A 15,522-nucleotide genomic window follows, 5' to 3' on the forward strand; every position below is an offset into this window, starting at 1 on the left:
TCATTGGCATGTAAACCGCCTCGATCGATCATGCCTGCGTCCCGTCATGGTTACTTCACGTTCGTATAGCGTTCATACTGCGCTCTTTTGATTTCCAGGTAACGCTGGGCCCCCATTTTGTCCAAGGTCTTAACGTAGTTATCCCAATCCGTGTCCAGACTCGCTTTACCCGTGACAAATTTGACCCGCATCTCCTCCATGTATTTATTGATGTCGGTCAGAATCGCGCTGGTTTGGTTGGCTTCGTCATCCGTGGGAACAAAATCCGGCCAAAGCTCTTTAGGCGCCAGCTCATCCAGCTCGGCAGGATCCGCTTTGATCTCGTCAGCGACCGTCGTCCCGCGAGCCGCCATCCGCAAATCGTCGTCAGGCTCAACATAAGGATAATAAGCGCCATACACATTATCAACATATTGGAAGGCACCCAGCTGCACGCCACCCTTGTAGTTCAATATTTCGTCCTTGTATTTCGGTTTGCCGTCCACCAGTTCGTAAGTTTCTCCTTCCAATCCAAAGGTAGCGAAGTTAATCCCTTCTTCACCGTAGAAATAATCGATCCACTTGATGGTTTCGACCGGATACTTGTTTTTGTTGGTAATCACGAAACCGAAGATCCCTTTGGCCGGCGGTCCCAGCACCCCCGCGACTCTATCGCCGTTCGGACCTTCCAGGGCATGGATGCCCACATAATTTTCGGCCGCTTCCTTTCCGATATATCCCGGCCCTTCCCATACAAACGAGCCGATCAAATTGTTGGAGCCGTCCGTAGACCATTTGGCATAATCGTAGCCGGTCGTGAAATTCTGCTGAGCCAACGAGCCGTCCTTGTACAGATCGCTCATATAACGCAAGAGCTCCCTGTATTTCGGATCGTTAAACGTCGTCTTGACTTGTCCGTCAGCGTCCTTATAGAGATACTGTCCGAAAGCCTTGGCGCCGCCTTCGCCCATGCCGAAGCTGCCGGCCAGAAAGCTCTCCAGGAAGGTCCAGTACTGCGATTCAAGCACCCAGCCGAGGCGGGAACTGTCCTTCTCCCGAACCTTCATGAGCGCTTGGCGGAACTCCTCGGTCGTCTTGGGCACTTCAAGCCCCGCTTCATCCAGCCAATCCTGATTAATATACAGGCGAACGGAATTGAACGCTTTCGAAAAATCAACGTATGGAAGAGCGTATATATGTCCGTCCGACATCGTAATCGCTCCTCTGATATCCGGGTTGTCCTTGAGCAGCTTATTTAAATTCGGCGCATGCTGTTCAATCAAGTCCTCGAGCGGAACAAACAAGCCCTGCTTGCCATATTTCATCAGCTCGTCGGTGCCGAAGGCAATACGGTAGAACGCATCGGGCAGGTCGTTGGAGCCGAGCATGACATTTTTCCTCTCGGTTACGGCGGAACCGGCCAGCTCCTCAAACTCAACCTCGATTCCGGACATCTCCTCGTATTTTTGCCACATCCATAATTGATCAGCTGGTGGATGCACATCGGTATATCCGCGTTTGACGATCCTTAGCTTGATGTTCCCGGTGTCTCCGTCCGTTCCGGCTGGTTCCGGCTCCGCCTTTCCCCCTGATCCGCCGCAGGCGGAAAGCGTCAACGAGCATGTCAACATGAAAGCAAGCAGAAGATTCATTCCTTTTCTCATAAATCCATATCCCCTCTTTTCATGATTATGAGTTCCAAGCGGTAATTGACCGCTCCTATATCGGCTTACCCTTTGATAGCTCCCACCATGATGCCTTTCTCAAAGAATCGCGACAGCAGCGGATACAATAGCAAGAGCGGCAGGGCGGATAATACGACGATCGCATATTTCAGCCCTTCCTTAACCATCATCTGATCCGCGTATTCGGCGCCGACCGAAATTCCGGCCATTTCCTTGAAGTCGTTCTGCACCAGGATTTCTCTTAAAATCAGCTGCAGCGGGAATTTCTCCCGGTCCGTCAAATAAATCATAGCGTCAAAATACGAGTTCCAGTGGCCCACTCCATAGAACAGAATCATCACAGCAATGATCGGCATGGACAAAGGCAGCACGATTCGGAACAGCATATGGTAATCGTTGCAGCCGTCGACGTAGGCGCTCTCTTCCAGTTCCACCGGAATCCGAGTCTGAAAATAGGTTCTCATAATAATCATGTTGTAGGCGCTGATCGCTCCGGGCAGCACCAATGCCCACATCGTATTCAGTAATCCAAGCTCCTTGTTCACCAAGTACAGCGGGATCAGCCCGCCGCTGAAAAACATCGTAAAAGCAAACAGCAACGTGAATAGTCCCTTGCCATAAAAGCGCTTTCTGGATAACGGGTACGCACCGAATACCGTCATCATGATATTGATCGCGGTACCCACGAGAGCGTAAAGCAGCGTATTGGCATACCCACTCCATATTTCGCTGTTCTCGAATACTTTGGCATAGCTGTCCAGGTTGAAACCTGCCGGAAAGAGCAGCAGCGGCTTGTCCCATATTTGGCGCGGATCGGAGAATGACGCAAACAAAACAAAAATGAGCGGGTACAAAATGACGATGGTCACGAGAATCGCCAGCACTAATATTATGATATCGGCCAGTTTTTCTCCTGGCGTTCGTTTAATGTTCAGCAGCACTTCTTAGGTTCCCTCCTTGTTCCTGCATCGACGGCCTTTACCATAAGCTGGTCTCCCCCGCCTTGCGCGCAACCGCATTAACGATGATCAGGATGATAAAATTGATCACATTGTTGAACAGGCCAACTGCCGCCGAAAAGCTGTACTGAGTGTTAAGCAGTCCGCTCTTGTACATGTAAGTGGAGATTACCTCGGAGGTTTCCAGGTTCATCGCGTTTTGCATCAACAGGATTTTCTCGAAGCCGACACTCATGATGCCGCCTGCACTCAAGATAGACAGGATGACGATCGTCGGGACGATGCCGGGAATCGTAATATGCCAAATTCGGCGAAATTTGCTGGCGCCATCCATATATGCCGCCTCGTACAGGTCCGGCGAGATGCCCGAGATGGCTGCGCTGTAGATGAGTGAAGACCAGCCAACTCCCTGCCATACGCCCGACCAGACATAGAGATGCCAGAATTTAGACGGCTCTGCCAAATAATCGACCGGTTCCTTCCCCAAGGAGACTAGGATGGAGTTAAAGACGCCATTCGTAGGCGAGATGAAAAAAAACAGGATACCGACTGCAACGACGACCGAAATAAAGTGAGGAGCATAAGAAATGCTTTGAGCGAATGAGCGGAATTTGCGATTCCGAATCTCGTTAAACAATAGCGCCAGCAGGATCGGTGCGGGAATGCCGACCAGCAGTCCGTATAAACTGATCCCGATCGTATTTTTCAGAATCGTCCAAAAATAATAGGCGTCAAACAGCCGCTCGAAATGTTCGAACCCGACCCATGGGCTGTTCCAGATGCCAAGCCCGGGCATAAAATCCTTGAAAGCGATTTGTACGCCGTACATCGGCCAATAATGCCAGATCAAAAAGTAAAGCACTGCCGGGGAAATGATGATATACAGCCCGATATTTCGCTTTAGCTGCCTCTTAACATGCGTCCACCGGGTGGGTTTGGGAGCGGGCTGTGGGGATGCCGAGTTTAATCGGGCGTCCATGCTTAATCATGACCTCCTTTATCTAATCGAATGGCGTGTAGCAGAAGTCTGAGCTGTGCGAGATCATCAGCAATATCTGCTTGGTACAGTAATATGACACCTCCCTTCTATTCACTTGTACTAACATTTGTTATGTAATTAATAATTTGTTATAACACATTTTAGTGAGGTTTTATTTTCCAGTCAATATGACATCGAATAATTGCTACTTTAGTTGTATAAACGCGGAATTGTTATGACAAATTTCGACGGTTGCAGCCTTATTAACATCGTCCTGCGTGCCGTAGGTTGTCGAACGATCCCACAAGGGAGGGCCGGTATCATTCCGAAAAAAAGAAACAGCCGCATGGTTTACGCGGCTGTTTCTATTAAATAAACGAGCGTTTAGAAACGCATGGTCGATGTTCATTACCTTGCTCTAAGTCTGCTTATAGATATGCTGCCAGCTTTGCAAGCACATCCGCCTGTTCATCCGTCAATTTATTGCCGGATTGTGCCCTGACCTGATTGGTAAAAGCGTTCAGCTTGCCTTGCTTAGCGGAGTCGTTGCCCCGATCCTCCGCCTCTTTGGCGCCTTGCAGCTTCGTAGACAGCGATTGTGCGATTCCCTGATCGCTTCCTGCGAAACGCTCTACCAGCCCGATCAAGCTGTCATAGGTCACGGCTACCTCAAAACGAAAGACGGATTCCGTTTTATTTCCGGCCAGATCGACTGCCGTTACGGATATTTCATGGGAGCCCGGTTCAAAGGAATAGGCAGGACGTTCGAGCAGCGGAAGAGAACAAGGATTGTCAGCTAACCCTGACAGACTGTCGACGGCACTGCACGAAACGTATACGGAGTCGGTTACCGTGTACGTTCGCTCACCGGTGAATTCAACGACTGGAGCCGTCTTGTCGATTTGCACGTTCAGCGTTCCAGGTGCCTCAGATACGCCTGAGAAGTTGGTGGCGGAATAGGTAACCGTCGTGACGCCTTCCTCAGTGATTTGAAGCTGAGCCGTACTCCCTTTTACCGTGGTCTTCTCTATCGGCTGCGCGCCTTCCGCAGCATATGCAATAGAGTACGCGCGGTCGGAAGAGATGGACAAGGACACATCGGTATTCACCCAGCCGTTCTCGTTGGGAGAAGGCGATAGGCTAACCGTCGTGACGGGAGGAACGCTGTCTTTTACGGTTACAAAGAAATCGTCATAATAGGCTGTTGCCACATTGTATCTGGAAGTTACCGCAATCAGTTTCGCATAAGCCGCATTAGCCGGAGCCTTCCCTCTGAGCGTCACTTTCTGCCACTGGGCCAATCGCGATTCATCCAAATGGGTTTCCAGTGTGGAAATCGTGGCGTTATTGCTGTCAAAGAATCGGAACATAAAACCCGGCTGGCCCGATTCAATATAGAGATTCATGCCTGCCGTATATTCCTCTCCCGGGATGACGGGAATCGCATCACTTTGGACGGCAACGGATGCTGTTCTCAGCGTGTCCGTAATCTTCAGACTGTGCGTTCCCGTGAAACTGCGTTCCGTGCTGAGATCATAGCGATAACCGTTGCCTGAAGCGAATAATTGACTCCATCCCTTCATTTCCTCTTCGAAACCAGGATTGGTGACGGGAACAGCCGTATGCGGCGGTTCTTCCACGACCTCTCCGTCAACTTCCATCCGATACAGAATCGTATTGGTCTGCATGTCCGTGAAATAGAGATTCCCGTCGGCATGTAAATCGAATCTGGAGGTGTCGGCCAATGTCCGATGCTCCAGCGTTTCAGGGTCAATGACCGTCAATTTATTGTTGAACAGCACGTAAAGCAGATCATCCTCCGACCAGCGGAGCGGGTGATGCGCCCATTGGCTGAAATTCAAGCTTGGATACACTTTTTTGCTCTTCACGACTTCATACGTATCGGGGTCGATCGCAAAAATATACTCATAGGATGCTCCCCAGATCAAGCCGTCCGGACCGGCCGAAAGATCTCCGATGAATATCGGTTTATCTAGCCCCGGAACCCGGAGCGGAAACTCGGTGATTTTTTGCTGCGTCTCTTCATCCCAAACAAAAATCTTCGCTTCCGCTTCCGTCGGCTCGGAGCCCAGTCCGCCCCGAATCGTGGTGGAACCGAACACCTTGCCGTCATGAACCGTCGTACTGAGCACGCTTTGATTCTGGACGACGTTGCGATGAACGTTGATTTCTCCGGTGGCGGTATCATAAACGGTCAACGAGCCGCCCAAAGTGCCGTAACCGGAAATCGTCGAAATGTAGAGCTTGCCTTTGGAACTGGAGATATCAACCAGCCTCTCCTGATCGTTGCCCAGAACGGCCAGTCTCTTCGGATTGTTCATTCCAGGCTCTGTCGATAAATCGAACTCGTACAGTCCGCCTTCCGGGTACACGCCCATATAGACTTTATTGCCTACGGCATGAACGCTATCCGCTTGGCCGATGCTGAACGGCGTTGCGGTGTTATTGGTCAGATCGACGAGCGAGGAACGGGCCTGCGAGCCGGTGGTGATCAATTGAGTGTCCGATACGCTTTTCAACCGGTTGACAACGCCGGGCAGACCCGGGATGACCGGCGGCATCAGGTGCACCTGCTTGGTTTCGATGTTCATGATCGTAACACCGCCGTCATAACGGACGGTCACCAGATTTTTGCCCGGGTATTCCGGATTATTGGGAAATTCCACCCAATCTACTCCCCTAAATCCGCTGTTGTACTCCATGCCGGTCAACTCGACCTCATGCGTGGCAAGATTAAACGTTTTCAACTTCTTGTCGGACATGTAATACAGTTTTCCGTCAAGCGAGTCCGTTGCGTGAAGCCCCGTTACGTTCTCCAGCACAACATCCAGCCAGCTTTCCGTCTGTGTATCGTAGATAAACGCCTCTCCAGGAATGCCGCTTCCGTCCGTATATCGGGCAAACAAATAACGGTTATCAATCGTGCTCAGGTCATACACGGTGTCTTCTTTAACCGGCAGGGAAGCCGCGATATTTGTTTTCTCACCGGTCGCTAAATTCACGCGTACGATCTGCTTATGCGCGGTACCGGCATATATATTGCCGCCCTGGTAAGCGATGGAGCGCACATACTCCTGGTCAAGCGACCCGATGACGCGGCCATAATCTTTGGTTTGCTTCGTAGCCGGATCGTACTGGTACACTTTGCCGCCGGGATAGGTTCCGACATACACGCGGCCCTGTTCATCCGTGGTGATGCTGTTCGGAACCGACTGGCCATCGAACTGTGCAACTTGCACAGGGACATGAGTAACCGGTGAGTAACTCCACAGCCTCGCTCCGCCGCCGTCGGCCGCAAGGAACAAGGTACCGTCCGGTGCCGTGGTATGTGCCCAGGAGCTTTCGGAGGGGCCGATCGGAATGCTGCGAAGCAGTTTATAATCCTCCAGATCGATCACGTTAAGATGCCCCGGCTTTCCTTTACTGGTCGCATAAAGAACGTTGCGGCCTTCTTCCTTCCCTGCCGTACCGTTGAACACGGCAACCGTATAGTTGTTAGGAACGAGAATTTCCTCCGGTGTTCCGTATGTTTTTTGAGCAAGCCTGCTCTCCCCGGAAGCAGCGGCGAGACCGCCGCCCGAACAAACCAATAACAGACACAATGCCAGCATAAATACCTGGTACTTGCCGCTTTTTGCAAATCTCATAAATGACCTCCTTAGATTTCGGTGTTGACTATCCCGTAAGACCGCTCTAATAGCTATGAACGAATCCGGCAGGCATTCAGCCTCTGTTTTTTAGTAAACTGAACCTCCTTTGGTCATGATTAGACGCAACCCGCTCTGGTGGAATATGGAAAGCTAGCGGAACCGTCTGGCCGTATATTAGGCAAATACCGGGATGGTGTCAATCCATAACGATCATGCCATATTCCTCTTGTCCCTTTATTCGACAATGTGGATATTTCAAAAGAAGCAGAAGCATCACAGCAGAAAAGTTGTTATTTCTAGCGGTTAACCAAGCTCGATTCTGTCACAAAGTTAAGGCCGAACGACAAAAAAGCCGCATCATAAGCGGCCCCGCATAAACAGCAGGGGACCGTCATACGGATGGTATCTTGCTCAATTTTATCAAGCTCTTTATGAAAATCTACAATTGGGATCATAGCGAAATGGCTGAGAAACCGATGATATCTCAAATGCGGGAATAGAAAAATAAAAGACTGCCCTTCAGCAGTCCTCCCTGTCATTTCGTATGTTAGTCTGATATGTCTGCACCGTCTTCATTCAGGCATCGAATGTAAACCCGGCACATTCATGGATGCCTGCATGCCTGGCGGTACTGCCTCGGCGAAACCCCGAACTGCTTGCGAAACTGATCGGCAAAATGATTGTAACTGTTAAACCCTACGTCGTGGGCAGCTTCATTCGCCGTACGGCCCGAATGGCTCATCAATAAAGCGGCATGGCGAACCCTCATCTGGTTCAGATGCTCCAAAATGGTGGATCCCGTTTGCTGTTTGAACAAGTGCGCCAGCCTGGATCCCGAAATTCCGATCTCTCGGGATAAGGCATCAATTTTGACGTCTTCTTTTAACGAACGGGATAACAACCCAAGCGTTTGCTCGACTCTGGGATCTAGCCTCTTGTTTGTCCGCTGTGCAAGCAGAAGCAAAATCTCACGCAGGGCGTTCTCACTCAGAGCTTCCCACAGTTCTAACCGGTCCAGCGAATCTTGCAGCACATTACGAAAGGCCAGCTCGACACGGCCTCGGACACGTTCATCGGGCAAGGTTTCGACCAGAAACTCCTCGTTCGGCAGCATCCCGTTTTCCGGAAGCCCGGGATAATGGATCCAAAGAAAGTTCCAATGCGTCCCCTGCACGGTCCCGTATTCATGGGCGATGTTGGCGCGCAGCAGTCCGAGCTGCCCGGATCCGCAGCGTTTCTCCCCGGCAGGCGTGCGGAAATAGCCCTCACCCTCCAGCGTGTAAACAAGCAGCCAGTCCTGCATTCCGTTAGGACGACGCAGGCGATAAGAATCGTCTTGCTCGAAATGATCGCCGAATATGGTTCCGGTGCTTTCTAAGGATATGGCATGCCTATCAGCCGGCGTTCTCAAGCGGTCTCTCCTCCTCTGTACCCCGAATAGCAGAATTCCGGTAATATTAAGCAGAAATCATACTTCCTCTCAAGTTAAGCAGACCTTATTCTATTGTCAACAGGAAAACCATTAATTTGCGGGAGGAATTGCTATGAGAGAGAAGTTACACGTATTGACGGAAGAACAGCTGCACAAATTCGAAACGGAGGGATATTTGATTGTAAAAGGCCTCTTCCGCGAGGAGGAGCTGTCGGAGATCGAAGCAACGTTTGAGGAGATCAGCCACACGACCGTGCCCGGCCACTTTGAGCCTGTGCTGGACGATGAAACCGTTGAACCGCTCAAACGTTATCCCCGCGTTATGCATCCGCACCGCTTTCATGCAACCGCGAAGAAATACATGCTGCATAAACCGGTCATGCAGGTATTGGCCGATTTGTACGGGGAACCGGCGCTCGCCGCCCAAAGCATGTTCTATTACAAGCCTCCAGGCTCCCGCGGCCAAGCGCTGCATCAAGACAACTTCTACCTGCAGGTGGAACCGGGCAACTGCATCGCGGCATGGACCGCAATCGACGCGGCTAATGAAGAGAACGGCGGTTTGCTCGTCGTTCCGAAAACAAGTGATTATGACCTGGTATGCCCGGAAGAAGCCGATTCGAACGAGTCGTTTACCACTCATTTCGTGAAGCCGCCCAAGGATCGAAAGGTCCTCCCCGCGATCATGGACAAAGGGGACGTCCTGTTCTTTAACGGCAACCTGATCCACGGCTCTTACCGCAACAAATCCAACCGGTTCCGCCGCGCTTTCATCTGCCATTACGCCAACGCGTCGGCTACCAAAATCGGTGCATTTTATCGGCCTTTGTTCCGGGAAGACGGCACGGAGATCAACCTTGACGTCAATCCGAATGGCGGTCCGTGCGGCATCGAATTCGATACGGCTTATCCCCATTGAAATAAAGGCGGCCAGCGTACATCTTAGAGACGCTGGCCGCACTGGTTTCCTCGAATAGGACCTCTTCTCATAGCAGTGCCCTATTTACTGTAGTACAGTCCAAGTACACCGTTGCCATAGGTTTTACTGCTGTTAAGGTTCATAGTGAATCGTTTATTTGCAAGCGCAAACAACCGTTCTCCCTGTGAAACGATTACCGGATGTATAAATAACCACAGATCATCAAATAAATCATGTTGGATAAATAATTGCCACGTTCTTACTCCACTCTCTACCGAGATATTCCCTTCTCTATTTTTGAGGATCTCGATTTCATGAGCCATGGAATTTTCACCATTTACTAGAATTTGCTGAGAGTTTATCCAAGTTAGATCCATTTTCGTGCTGGAAATCACAAATTTGGGGATGGCATTTATGCGCTTGGCTATAGCTCGTTCAAGGTCGTCGTTAGATGAATTCTCTGCATTTTGCCAATGCTGTGCTAATGATGAATACGAATTGCTGCCTATAATAATCGTGTCTATAGTATTATAGTACTCTAAATAATCTTCAAAGATTTCCTCATTTAATGTCATCCATTGATCTTCATTTGATACAATGCCGTCCATCGTAGTCTGCATAGTCAGAATGATTCTACCCATCATTAAGTCCTCCTCGATTCACATATTGAGCATACTCACTGATTTTATCGTACTCGACTATCAATGATTTCTTCTTAATTGCTGATTTCCACATCATTTAAAACAAATAAAACAAAAAATCGCGATAGTCCCGGTTTCTAGCGTGTATATGTTCTTGTCTCTGGCTATCACGGTATCTGCTTCAACCGTCATTTCAAGCACTGGATGGGAGTTGCTCCCTCTATCGGTTATCACCGGAGCTTTTCCGGTGTTTTCGCGAGTTATTTTGTGTTGACAACGTGTTTACATTATGCGTACAATAGATTCACTACGTTAAGGAGGCTTTGCCCATGGATACCAATCTGCACATCCGTCTATCCAAAGACCTCAAGGAGAGCTTTCAAGAGATTGCGAAGGAGAATAACACAGACCCTTCAACTCTTGTTCGCGACTGGATCAGCAATTATGTAGCTGAGCATCGAGGGACAGATGAAGATACAGCTGCCGAGTTATACTTGGCAGGTTACCTATTACAGCAAGCACTTGGAGGAAGAGAACATGTCAGCAAGGAATTCGCCAAACAATTGCAGGAGCATTCCTTGACGAACCAGAAGGAGTTCACTCAATTGATCTTGACTACCTACATGGATCTGGATCTTACGATTCCTTCGTGTTTATCCAAGACTTATAAAGGTTACGCTTATTCTCAAATGTTTTTGTTGGGCTTAATCGGTGATAAGCCTTAGGATTTGCATAAAGCACAATTGCCGTTCTTTTATGAAGTCTGAGTGGCTTCATATATTAGTGCGCAAGAGAAAATCTACCCTTTCCTGCCGGTTCAACATAAAAAACCGTCTACAAGTAGACGGATCGCACAGCCAAGCTATTTCCATTCCAATCACGATTACAGTGGATTATCGAACAACCCACTTTGTCCTCCAATCGTTCAGGCGGATTTCGAGGACTTTTTTGTTTTTTTGGACCGCAATTTACGGAGTCCGTGCATCCAGAACAACACCAATGGAAATATAAATCCGACGGTGATCGTATACGGAATCCAAGTCTTTGCGTCCCATTCCAACTTGTAAGGAACATTGGGATATATAAAGACGGAAACCGCGGCAAGTATCCAGCCTAGCGGCACGACCAGCGGCTGATAATTTTTGATATTAAATATCTGGCTGATGCCGATTGCAATGGCGTAAAAGTACAAGGAGATTCGGAAAAACAAAGTGATAAACCACATCACCGCCATGACCGCTTCAATGCGCTGAAGAAAATTACCGATATTGATTTTCTTGGCCAGCATATAACTTGGATACATATTTCGTGCCGCAATGTCCGGACCCAAGACCAAAATTGCTAATCCAATAATCGTAAAAAGCACCCCCGCTCCCAATAGGCTTCCAATATAAACGGCCTTGCTTGTCTCCGCCGGGCGGTTGACGGCTCCCGGGTAGATGATCATCAACACGATGTTTGGCAGAAACGCAGTACTAGCGAAAGAGATCGCAGCCGGGAAAATAGGGTTGGCTCCCGATTCGAAAATGGGAAGTGCATTCTCCCATTTAATTTCTGACAACAATAAAATGCTCATGGACAGAAACAGAAAAAGAAACCATGGAAATAGCATCTCCGCTGATCTGGCCAGCACTTCGAGCCCTAAACGTACCCCCAAGACAACAAGTGCTCCGTAGAGGAAAATAATCGCCTGAACCGGGGTTTCGGGCAGCATTTGGATGGTCATGAAGTCACTAATTTCGTGCAACACTGATGCTGGACCACTTAGAAATAATGTTAGTAATAACAGAAAGTTTACCGTTTTGCCGATCCATTTTCCCAATAGTTTCTCAGTCAATTGCATTAAATTCGATTCCGGGTATTTTTGGGACAATTGCAGCTGCACCGCTAAGAAGATGAAGCCCAGCCCGATCCCAACCAAGGCGGCAATCCAGGCGTCTTGCCTGGCAATGTTAGCCGTACCCGAAGGAACGATAAGAATTGCGCTTCCGATTGTATACATAGCGGTTAAAATGCTAACTTGGCGCAATGAAATTTTTACTACAGGCATCTTCCCCGCTCCCTTTCTCATTGGATCAAACCGATGGCTGTAAGCCAATCGCTGAGCGGCTTGAAGGCAATCGTAATCATGACCAAGGGAGTTGGTATATCTCTCAAGATCGTTTGAGCCACACTGATTCCTATGGCAATGATCATGAATGCCGCGAATCCCCAGACTTCCCTGTATTCTTTTTCCCGCAGCATCCTAGGCAGCTCAAGCCAGGTTATAATTGCGGCTGAAACTGCAATTAATGCGATATTCAGCATGAATTTGCCTCATTCCTTAATATCATTTAGAAATGAATTATTGGTTGTGCCGGTTCGCCGGATTTTGTAATCCACGTTGACATGGGTCTTTAGGTTCGGGAAATATCGGTCATTCCACGCATCCTGCATCTCTTTCCATTGTTTAGGATGAGATCGGTGAAACGTTTCTCCGAAACCGAATATGTCCACTTTAAGCTCCGTTTGTACTTTATCGATCACCGACTCCAAAAATCGAGTTAACCTTTCCTCCATTTCCTCTTCAAGTTCCCTCACTGTTTCAGGCTGCGATAAATCCAACCCGCTGCACTCCACGGAGCCGATATTTCCTTCGATATTTAATTTGATGCTCATCTCGGGACGGGATTGCACGATTCTTCCCTTAAGCTTCGCATCGGTCCTAAGCGTCTCCACTACGACCTTGCCGTCGTTATGGCAGGGTATGAAACCTACAGAGCTTTTAACGTCCCCCATTATAAATCGATATCCTCTGCTATCTTTCTCATTTAACCAGCCAATCAGCTTGTCATTTTTAAAAACAGCAAACCCCGAATATTTCAATTGGCTTGGCGTTTGGATATTTTCTACGTTTTTCTTTGTTTTTCCAATTTCCCGGTTCCCTGTAATCACAAGTCCGGTTAGCACGGGATGTTTTCCAATGCTGGTAATGTCGTTGATCAATTCATCCAGCGTTACGGCCATGCTCGGTGACCATACCTTCTCGGAGATTTGCAGGGAATCGTATAGTTTATTTGCAGGAATCGTTTCCATGGGGGTCATGATTTTCAAGGTTTCCTCGACCGTTGCCCCTTTGGTAATTGCCAGGTAGAAATCAGGTCTGAATTCGTGATCCCTGGATAACAGATCCAGAACTTTGGCTATCCCTTCCCTTGCCATCGCCTCATCCATCAGAAACATCCGCAAATGAGAAAAATATATTTTTCGCGGGCTAATCTGGGTCATCCTCCGCGCCGCTTCAAATATGGTGTCGCCTTCGGCTGTATACAGCGTAGCTGGCGCTTGGGGACCGCCGCTTCGTTTGGCGGTAACCTGCCCAGGGATAGCGACCTGGATCGACAGTCGGTAGCGGCCGTCCACCCAATCTACCCCTGCGGCCACCGCTATGGCCAGCTCGTTTAACTCCCTGCGATTCCAGCATCCGCTAAGAAGAAGCATGATTACGATATGCAGGAGCAGCAGCGCCAATATCCGTTTCATTCCATTTCACTCGCTTTCCCACTGATCTGCATTCAACTATTCCCGCGACTTCTGGGGAGGTGTGTCTTTCCTGCGCTTCTCGTTGTCCTGATTGATCAGTCGGGGGCGGTTTATCAGCATCCAGTGTGGCAGCCGCAAAATGGAATCTTTTTGCCCCTCCGGAATTAATGGGGCAAAAGGCGACATATACGGAATTCCGAACGAACGAAGGCTGCACAAATGGAGTATGATCGCGATGACCCCAACTAAGATGCCGAACAGTCCGAAGGACCCGGCAAGCGCCATTAACGGAAACCGGAGCATCCGAAAAGCAATAGACATGTTAAAAGATGGAACAACAAAGCTGGATATAGCGGTAATAGCCACCACAATGACCATGGCTGGAGAGATGATCCCTGCTTCAACGGCGGCTTGTCCAATGACCAGCGTTCCTACGATGGAAATAGCGGATCCGATGTTTTTAGGCAGCCGAACGCCTGCCTCCCTCAGAATTTCGAAGGTTACCTCCATGAGGACCGCCTCAACGAAGGCGGGAAATGGGATTTGCTCGCGCTGTCCAGCTAGCCCGAATAGGAGCCGTGTCGGCAGCATTTCGTGGTGAAAGGTGGTTATCGCCACATAAAGTGATGGCCCAAGCAACGAAATGAATATGCTCAGATAGCGCAGTATCCGCAGAAACGAGCTGATATCCGCGCGCTGGTAGTAATCCTCTGCAGCATGCAAGAACGAAACAAATAAGGCAGGAACGATCAGAACGAATGGAGTGCCGTCCACGATAATCGCGATTTTGCCTTCCAGCAGCTCGGCTGCGACCACGTCGGGTCGCTCGGTATTATAAATCGTGGGAAAAGGAGTCAGGGTCTTATCCTGCACAAGCTCCTCGATATAACCGCTCTCCAAGATGCTGTCAACATCGATTCGTTCCAACCGAGTGCGCACTTCGCCGACAATTTTCTCGTTGGCGATGCCATCGATGTACATCATAACGACATCCGTTTGCGTAATGCGTCCGATCTGCTTCGTTTCCATCCATAGATGAGGATCCTTGATCTTTCGGCGAATCAAAGCCGTATTCGTTCGAACTGCCTCCGTAAAGGATTCGCGCGGGCCGCGCACGACATTTTCAGCCGATGTTTCCATGACTCCGCGGTCCTTCCATCCCCGGGCGCCGGCCGCGATGCCTCGATCCAAGCCATCAACCAGCACGATCGCGTCTCCCGACAATAAAGAATGGAACAGCGTTTTATAGTCAGATATGGACTGTATCTCTTTACTTATGAAAGAGATTTCTTCTAGTACCTTTTGAGCTTTCAATGGTTTCCCATACTCCGTATTTTCTCTAGCCCTGGATTTCGCAATGTCGGCTACAGCGGACATGATGGATTCCGAAATGATCTTTTGATCGGCCAGGCCGTCCGTGTATACAACAGCCATATAGTGTTTTTCGCCTTCGTCAAGCGGGATTTCCCTGATGACGATATCGGTGCTGTTACCGAGAGTCCTTCGGATATGGTTCAGGTTGCTTTCGAGTTCCGGGCTTAAAGCATTAGAATCTTTCTTCTTTGCAGCAGCCGATGGGGTATCTTTGGTGTTGTTTTTGTTGGAATGGCCGGTTCTTCTTCGATACCGCATAAGAACATTCTTCCTCTCACAGATGCTATTCCCCCATTATTGCCGAAGAAAACAGGCTGTAAACTTTTGCGAAAATGTTGTCCGAACAAACAAAAGGATGACA

Annotated in this window: 12 protein-coding genes; 2 read left to right on the forward strand and 10 right to left on the reverse strand. The window is 49.2% G+C overall.

Translation table 11 applies throughout. From position 1 onward, the window contains the following. Nucleotides 1–50 precede the first annotated feature (50 nt). From AC3RCL_RS17185 to AC3RCL_RS17205, 5 genes are all read right to left on the reverse strand, one after another. The gene (locus AC3RCL_RS17185) at nucleotides 51–1,643 is read right to left on the reverse strand and encodes an ABC transporter substrate-binding protein (protein WP_145036051.1); all 1,593 of its coding nucleotides are present in this window, start codon (nucleotides 1,641–1,643) and stop codon (nucleotides 51–53) included. Between the two features lie 65 nt (nucleotides 1,644–1,708). After that, nucleotides 1,709–2,605 carry a carbohydrate ABC transporter permease gene (locus tag AC3RCL_RS17190; RefSeq protein WP_096775595.1) on the reverse strand — a complete coding sequence of 299 codons (897 nt, stop codon included), beginning with the start codon at nucleotides 2,603–2,605 and terminating at the stop codon, nucleotides 1,709–1,711. Nucleotides 2,606–2,642: 37 nt separating this feature from the next. Further along, a complete protein-coding gene (locus AC3RCL_RS17195; protein ID WP_015734981.1) occupies nucleotides 2,643–3,602 on the reverse strand; it encodes an ABC transporter permease in 960 nt (319 codons plus the stop codon). A gap of 428 nt (nucleotides 3,603–4,030) precedes the next feature. Beyond that, entirely contained in the window at nucleotides 4,031–7,270 is a 3,240-nt protein-coding gene (locus tag AC3RCL_RS17200) for an NHL repeat-containing protein (RefSeq protein ID WP_492530940.1), read from the reverse strand. Between the two features lie 607 nt (nucleotides 7,271–7,877). Next, the gene (locus tag AC3RCL_RS17205) at nucleotides 7,878–8,684 is read right to left on the reverse strand and encodes a helix-turn-helix domain-containing protein (RefSeq protein ID WP_492530942.1); all 807 of its coding nucleotides are present in this window, start codon (nucleotides 8,682–8,684) and stop codon (nucleotides 7,878–7,880) included. 133 nt (nucleotides 8,685–8,817) lie between these two features. Here AC3RCL_RS17205 and AC3RCL_RS17210 point away from each other — a divergent pair, with 133 nt between their 5' ends. Next, entirely contained in the window at nucleotides 8,818–9,624 is an 807-nt protein-coding gene (locus AC3RCL_RS17210; RefSeq protein ID WP_036663364.1) for a phytanoyl-CoA dioxygenase family protein, read from the forward strand. Nucleotides 9,625–9,704: 80 nt separating this feature from the next. Here the strand turns inward: AC3RCL_RS17210 and AC3RCL_RS17215 are convergent, their stop codons facing one another. After that, entirely contained in the window at nucleotides 9,705–10,268 is a 564-nt protein-coding gene (locus AC3RCL_RS17215; RefSeq protein WP_145036043.1) for a dihydrofolate reductase family protein, read from the reverse strand. A gap of 326 nt (nucleotides 10,269–10,594) precedes the next feature. Between AC3RCL_RS17215 and AC3RCL_RS17220 the strand changes: the two genes are divergently transcribed. Further along, nucleotides 10,595–10,990, forward strand: a complete 396-nt coding sequence (locus AC3RCL_RS17220; protein ID WP_015734976.1) for a CopG family transcriptional regulator — start codon at nucleotides 10,595–10,597, stop codon at nucleotides 10,988–10,990. A 200-nt stretch (nucleotides 10,991–11,190) separates the two neighbouring features. Here the strand turns inward: AC3RCL_RS17220 and AC3RCL_RS17225 are convergent, their stop codons facing one another. From AC3RCL_RS17225 to AC3RCL_RS17240, 4 genes are read right to left on the reverse strand one after another with little or no spacing between them, the layout of a single operon-like run. Continuing rightward, entirely contained in the window at nucleotides 11,191–12,315 is a 1,125-nt protein-coding gene (locus tag AC3RCL_RS17225; protein ID WP_492530945.1) for a GerAB/ArcD/ProY family transporter, read from the reverse strand. Between the two features lie 17 nt (nucleotides 12,316–12,332). Beyond that, complete coding sequence (locus tag AC3RCL_RS17230) at nucleotides 12,333–12,572, reverse strand: hypothetical protein (RefSeq protein WP_015734974.1); 240 nt, start codon at nucleotides 12,570–12,572, stop codon at nucleotides 12,333–12,335. Between the two features lie 9 nt (nucleotides 12,573–12,581). Next, on the reverse strand, nucleotides 12,582–13,787 hold the full coding sequence (locus AC3RCL_RS17235) for a Ger(x)C family spore germination protein (protein WP_015734973.1): 1,206 nt from the start codon (nucleotides 13,785–13,787) through the stop codon (nucleotides 12,582–12,584). A gap of 36 nt (nucleotides 13,788–13,823) precedes the next feature. Further along, on the reverse strand, nucleotides 13,824–15,419 hold the full coding sequence (locus tag AC3RCL_RS17240) for a spore germination protein (protein ID WP_492530948.1): 1,596 nt from the start codon (nucleotides 15,417–15,419) through the stop codon (nucleotides 13,824–13,826). Between the last annotated feature and the right edge of the window lie 103 nt (nucleotides 15,420–15,522).

It is taken from the genome of Paenibacillus sp. MT86 (assembly GCF_058792535.1).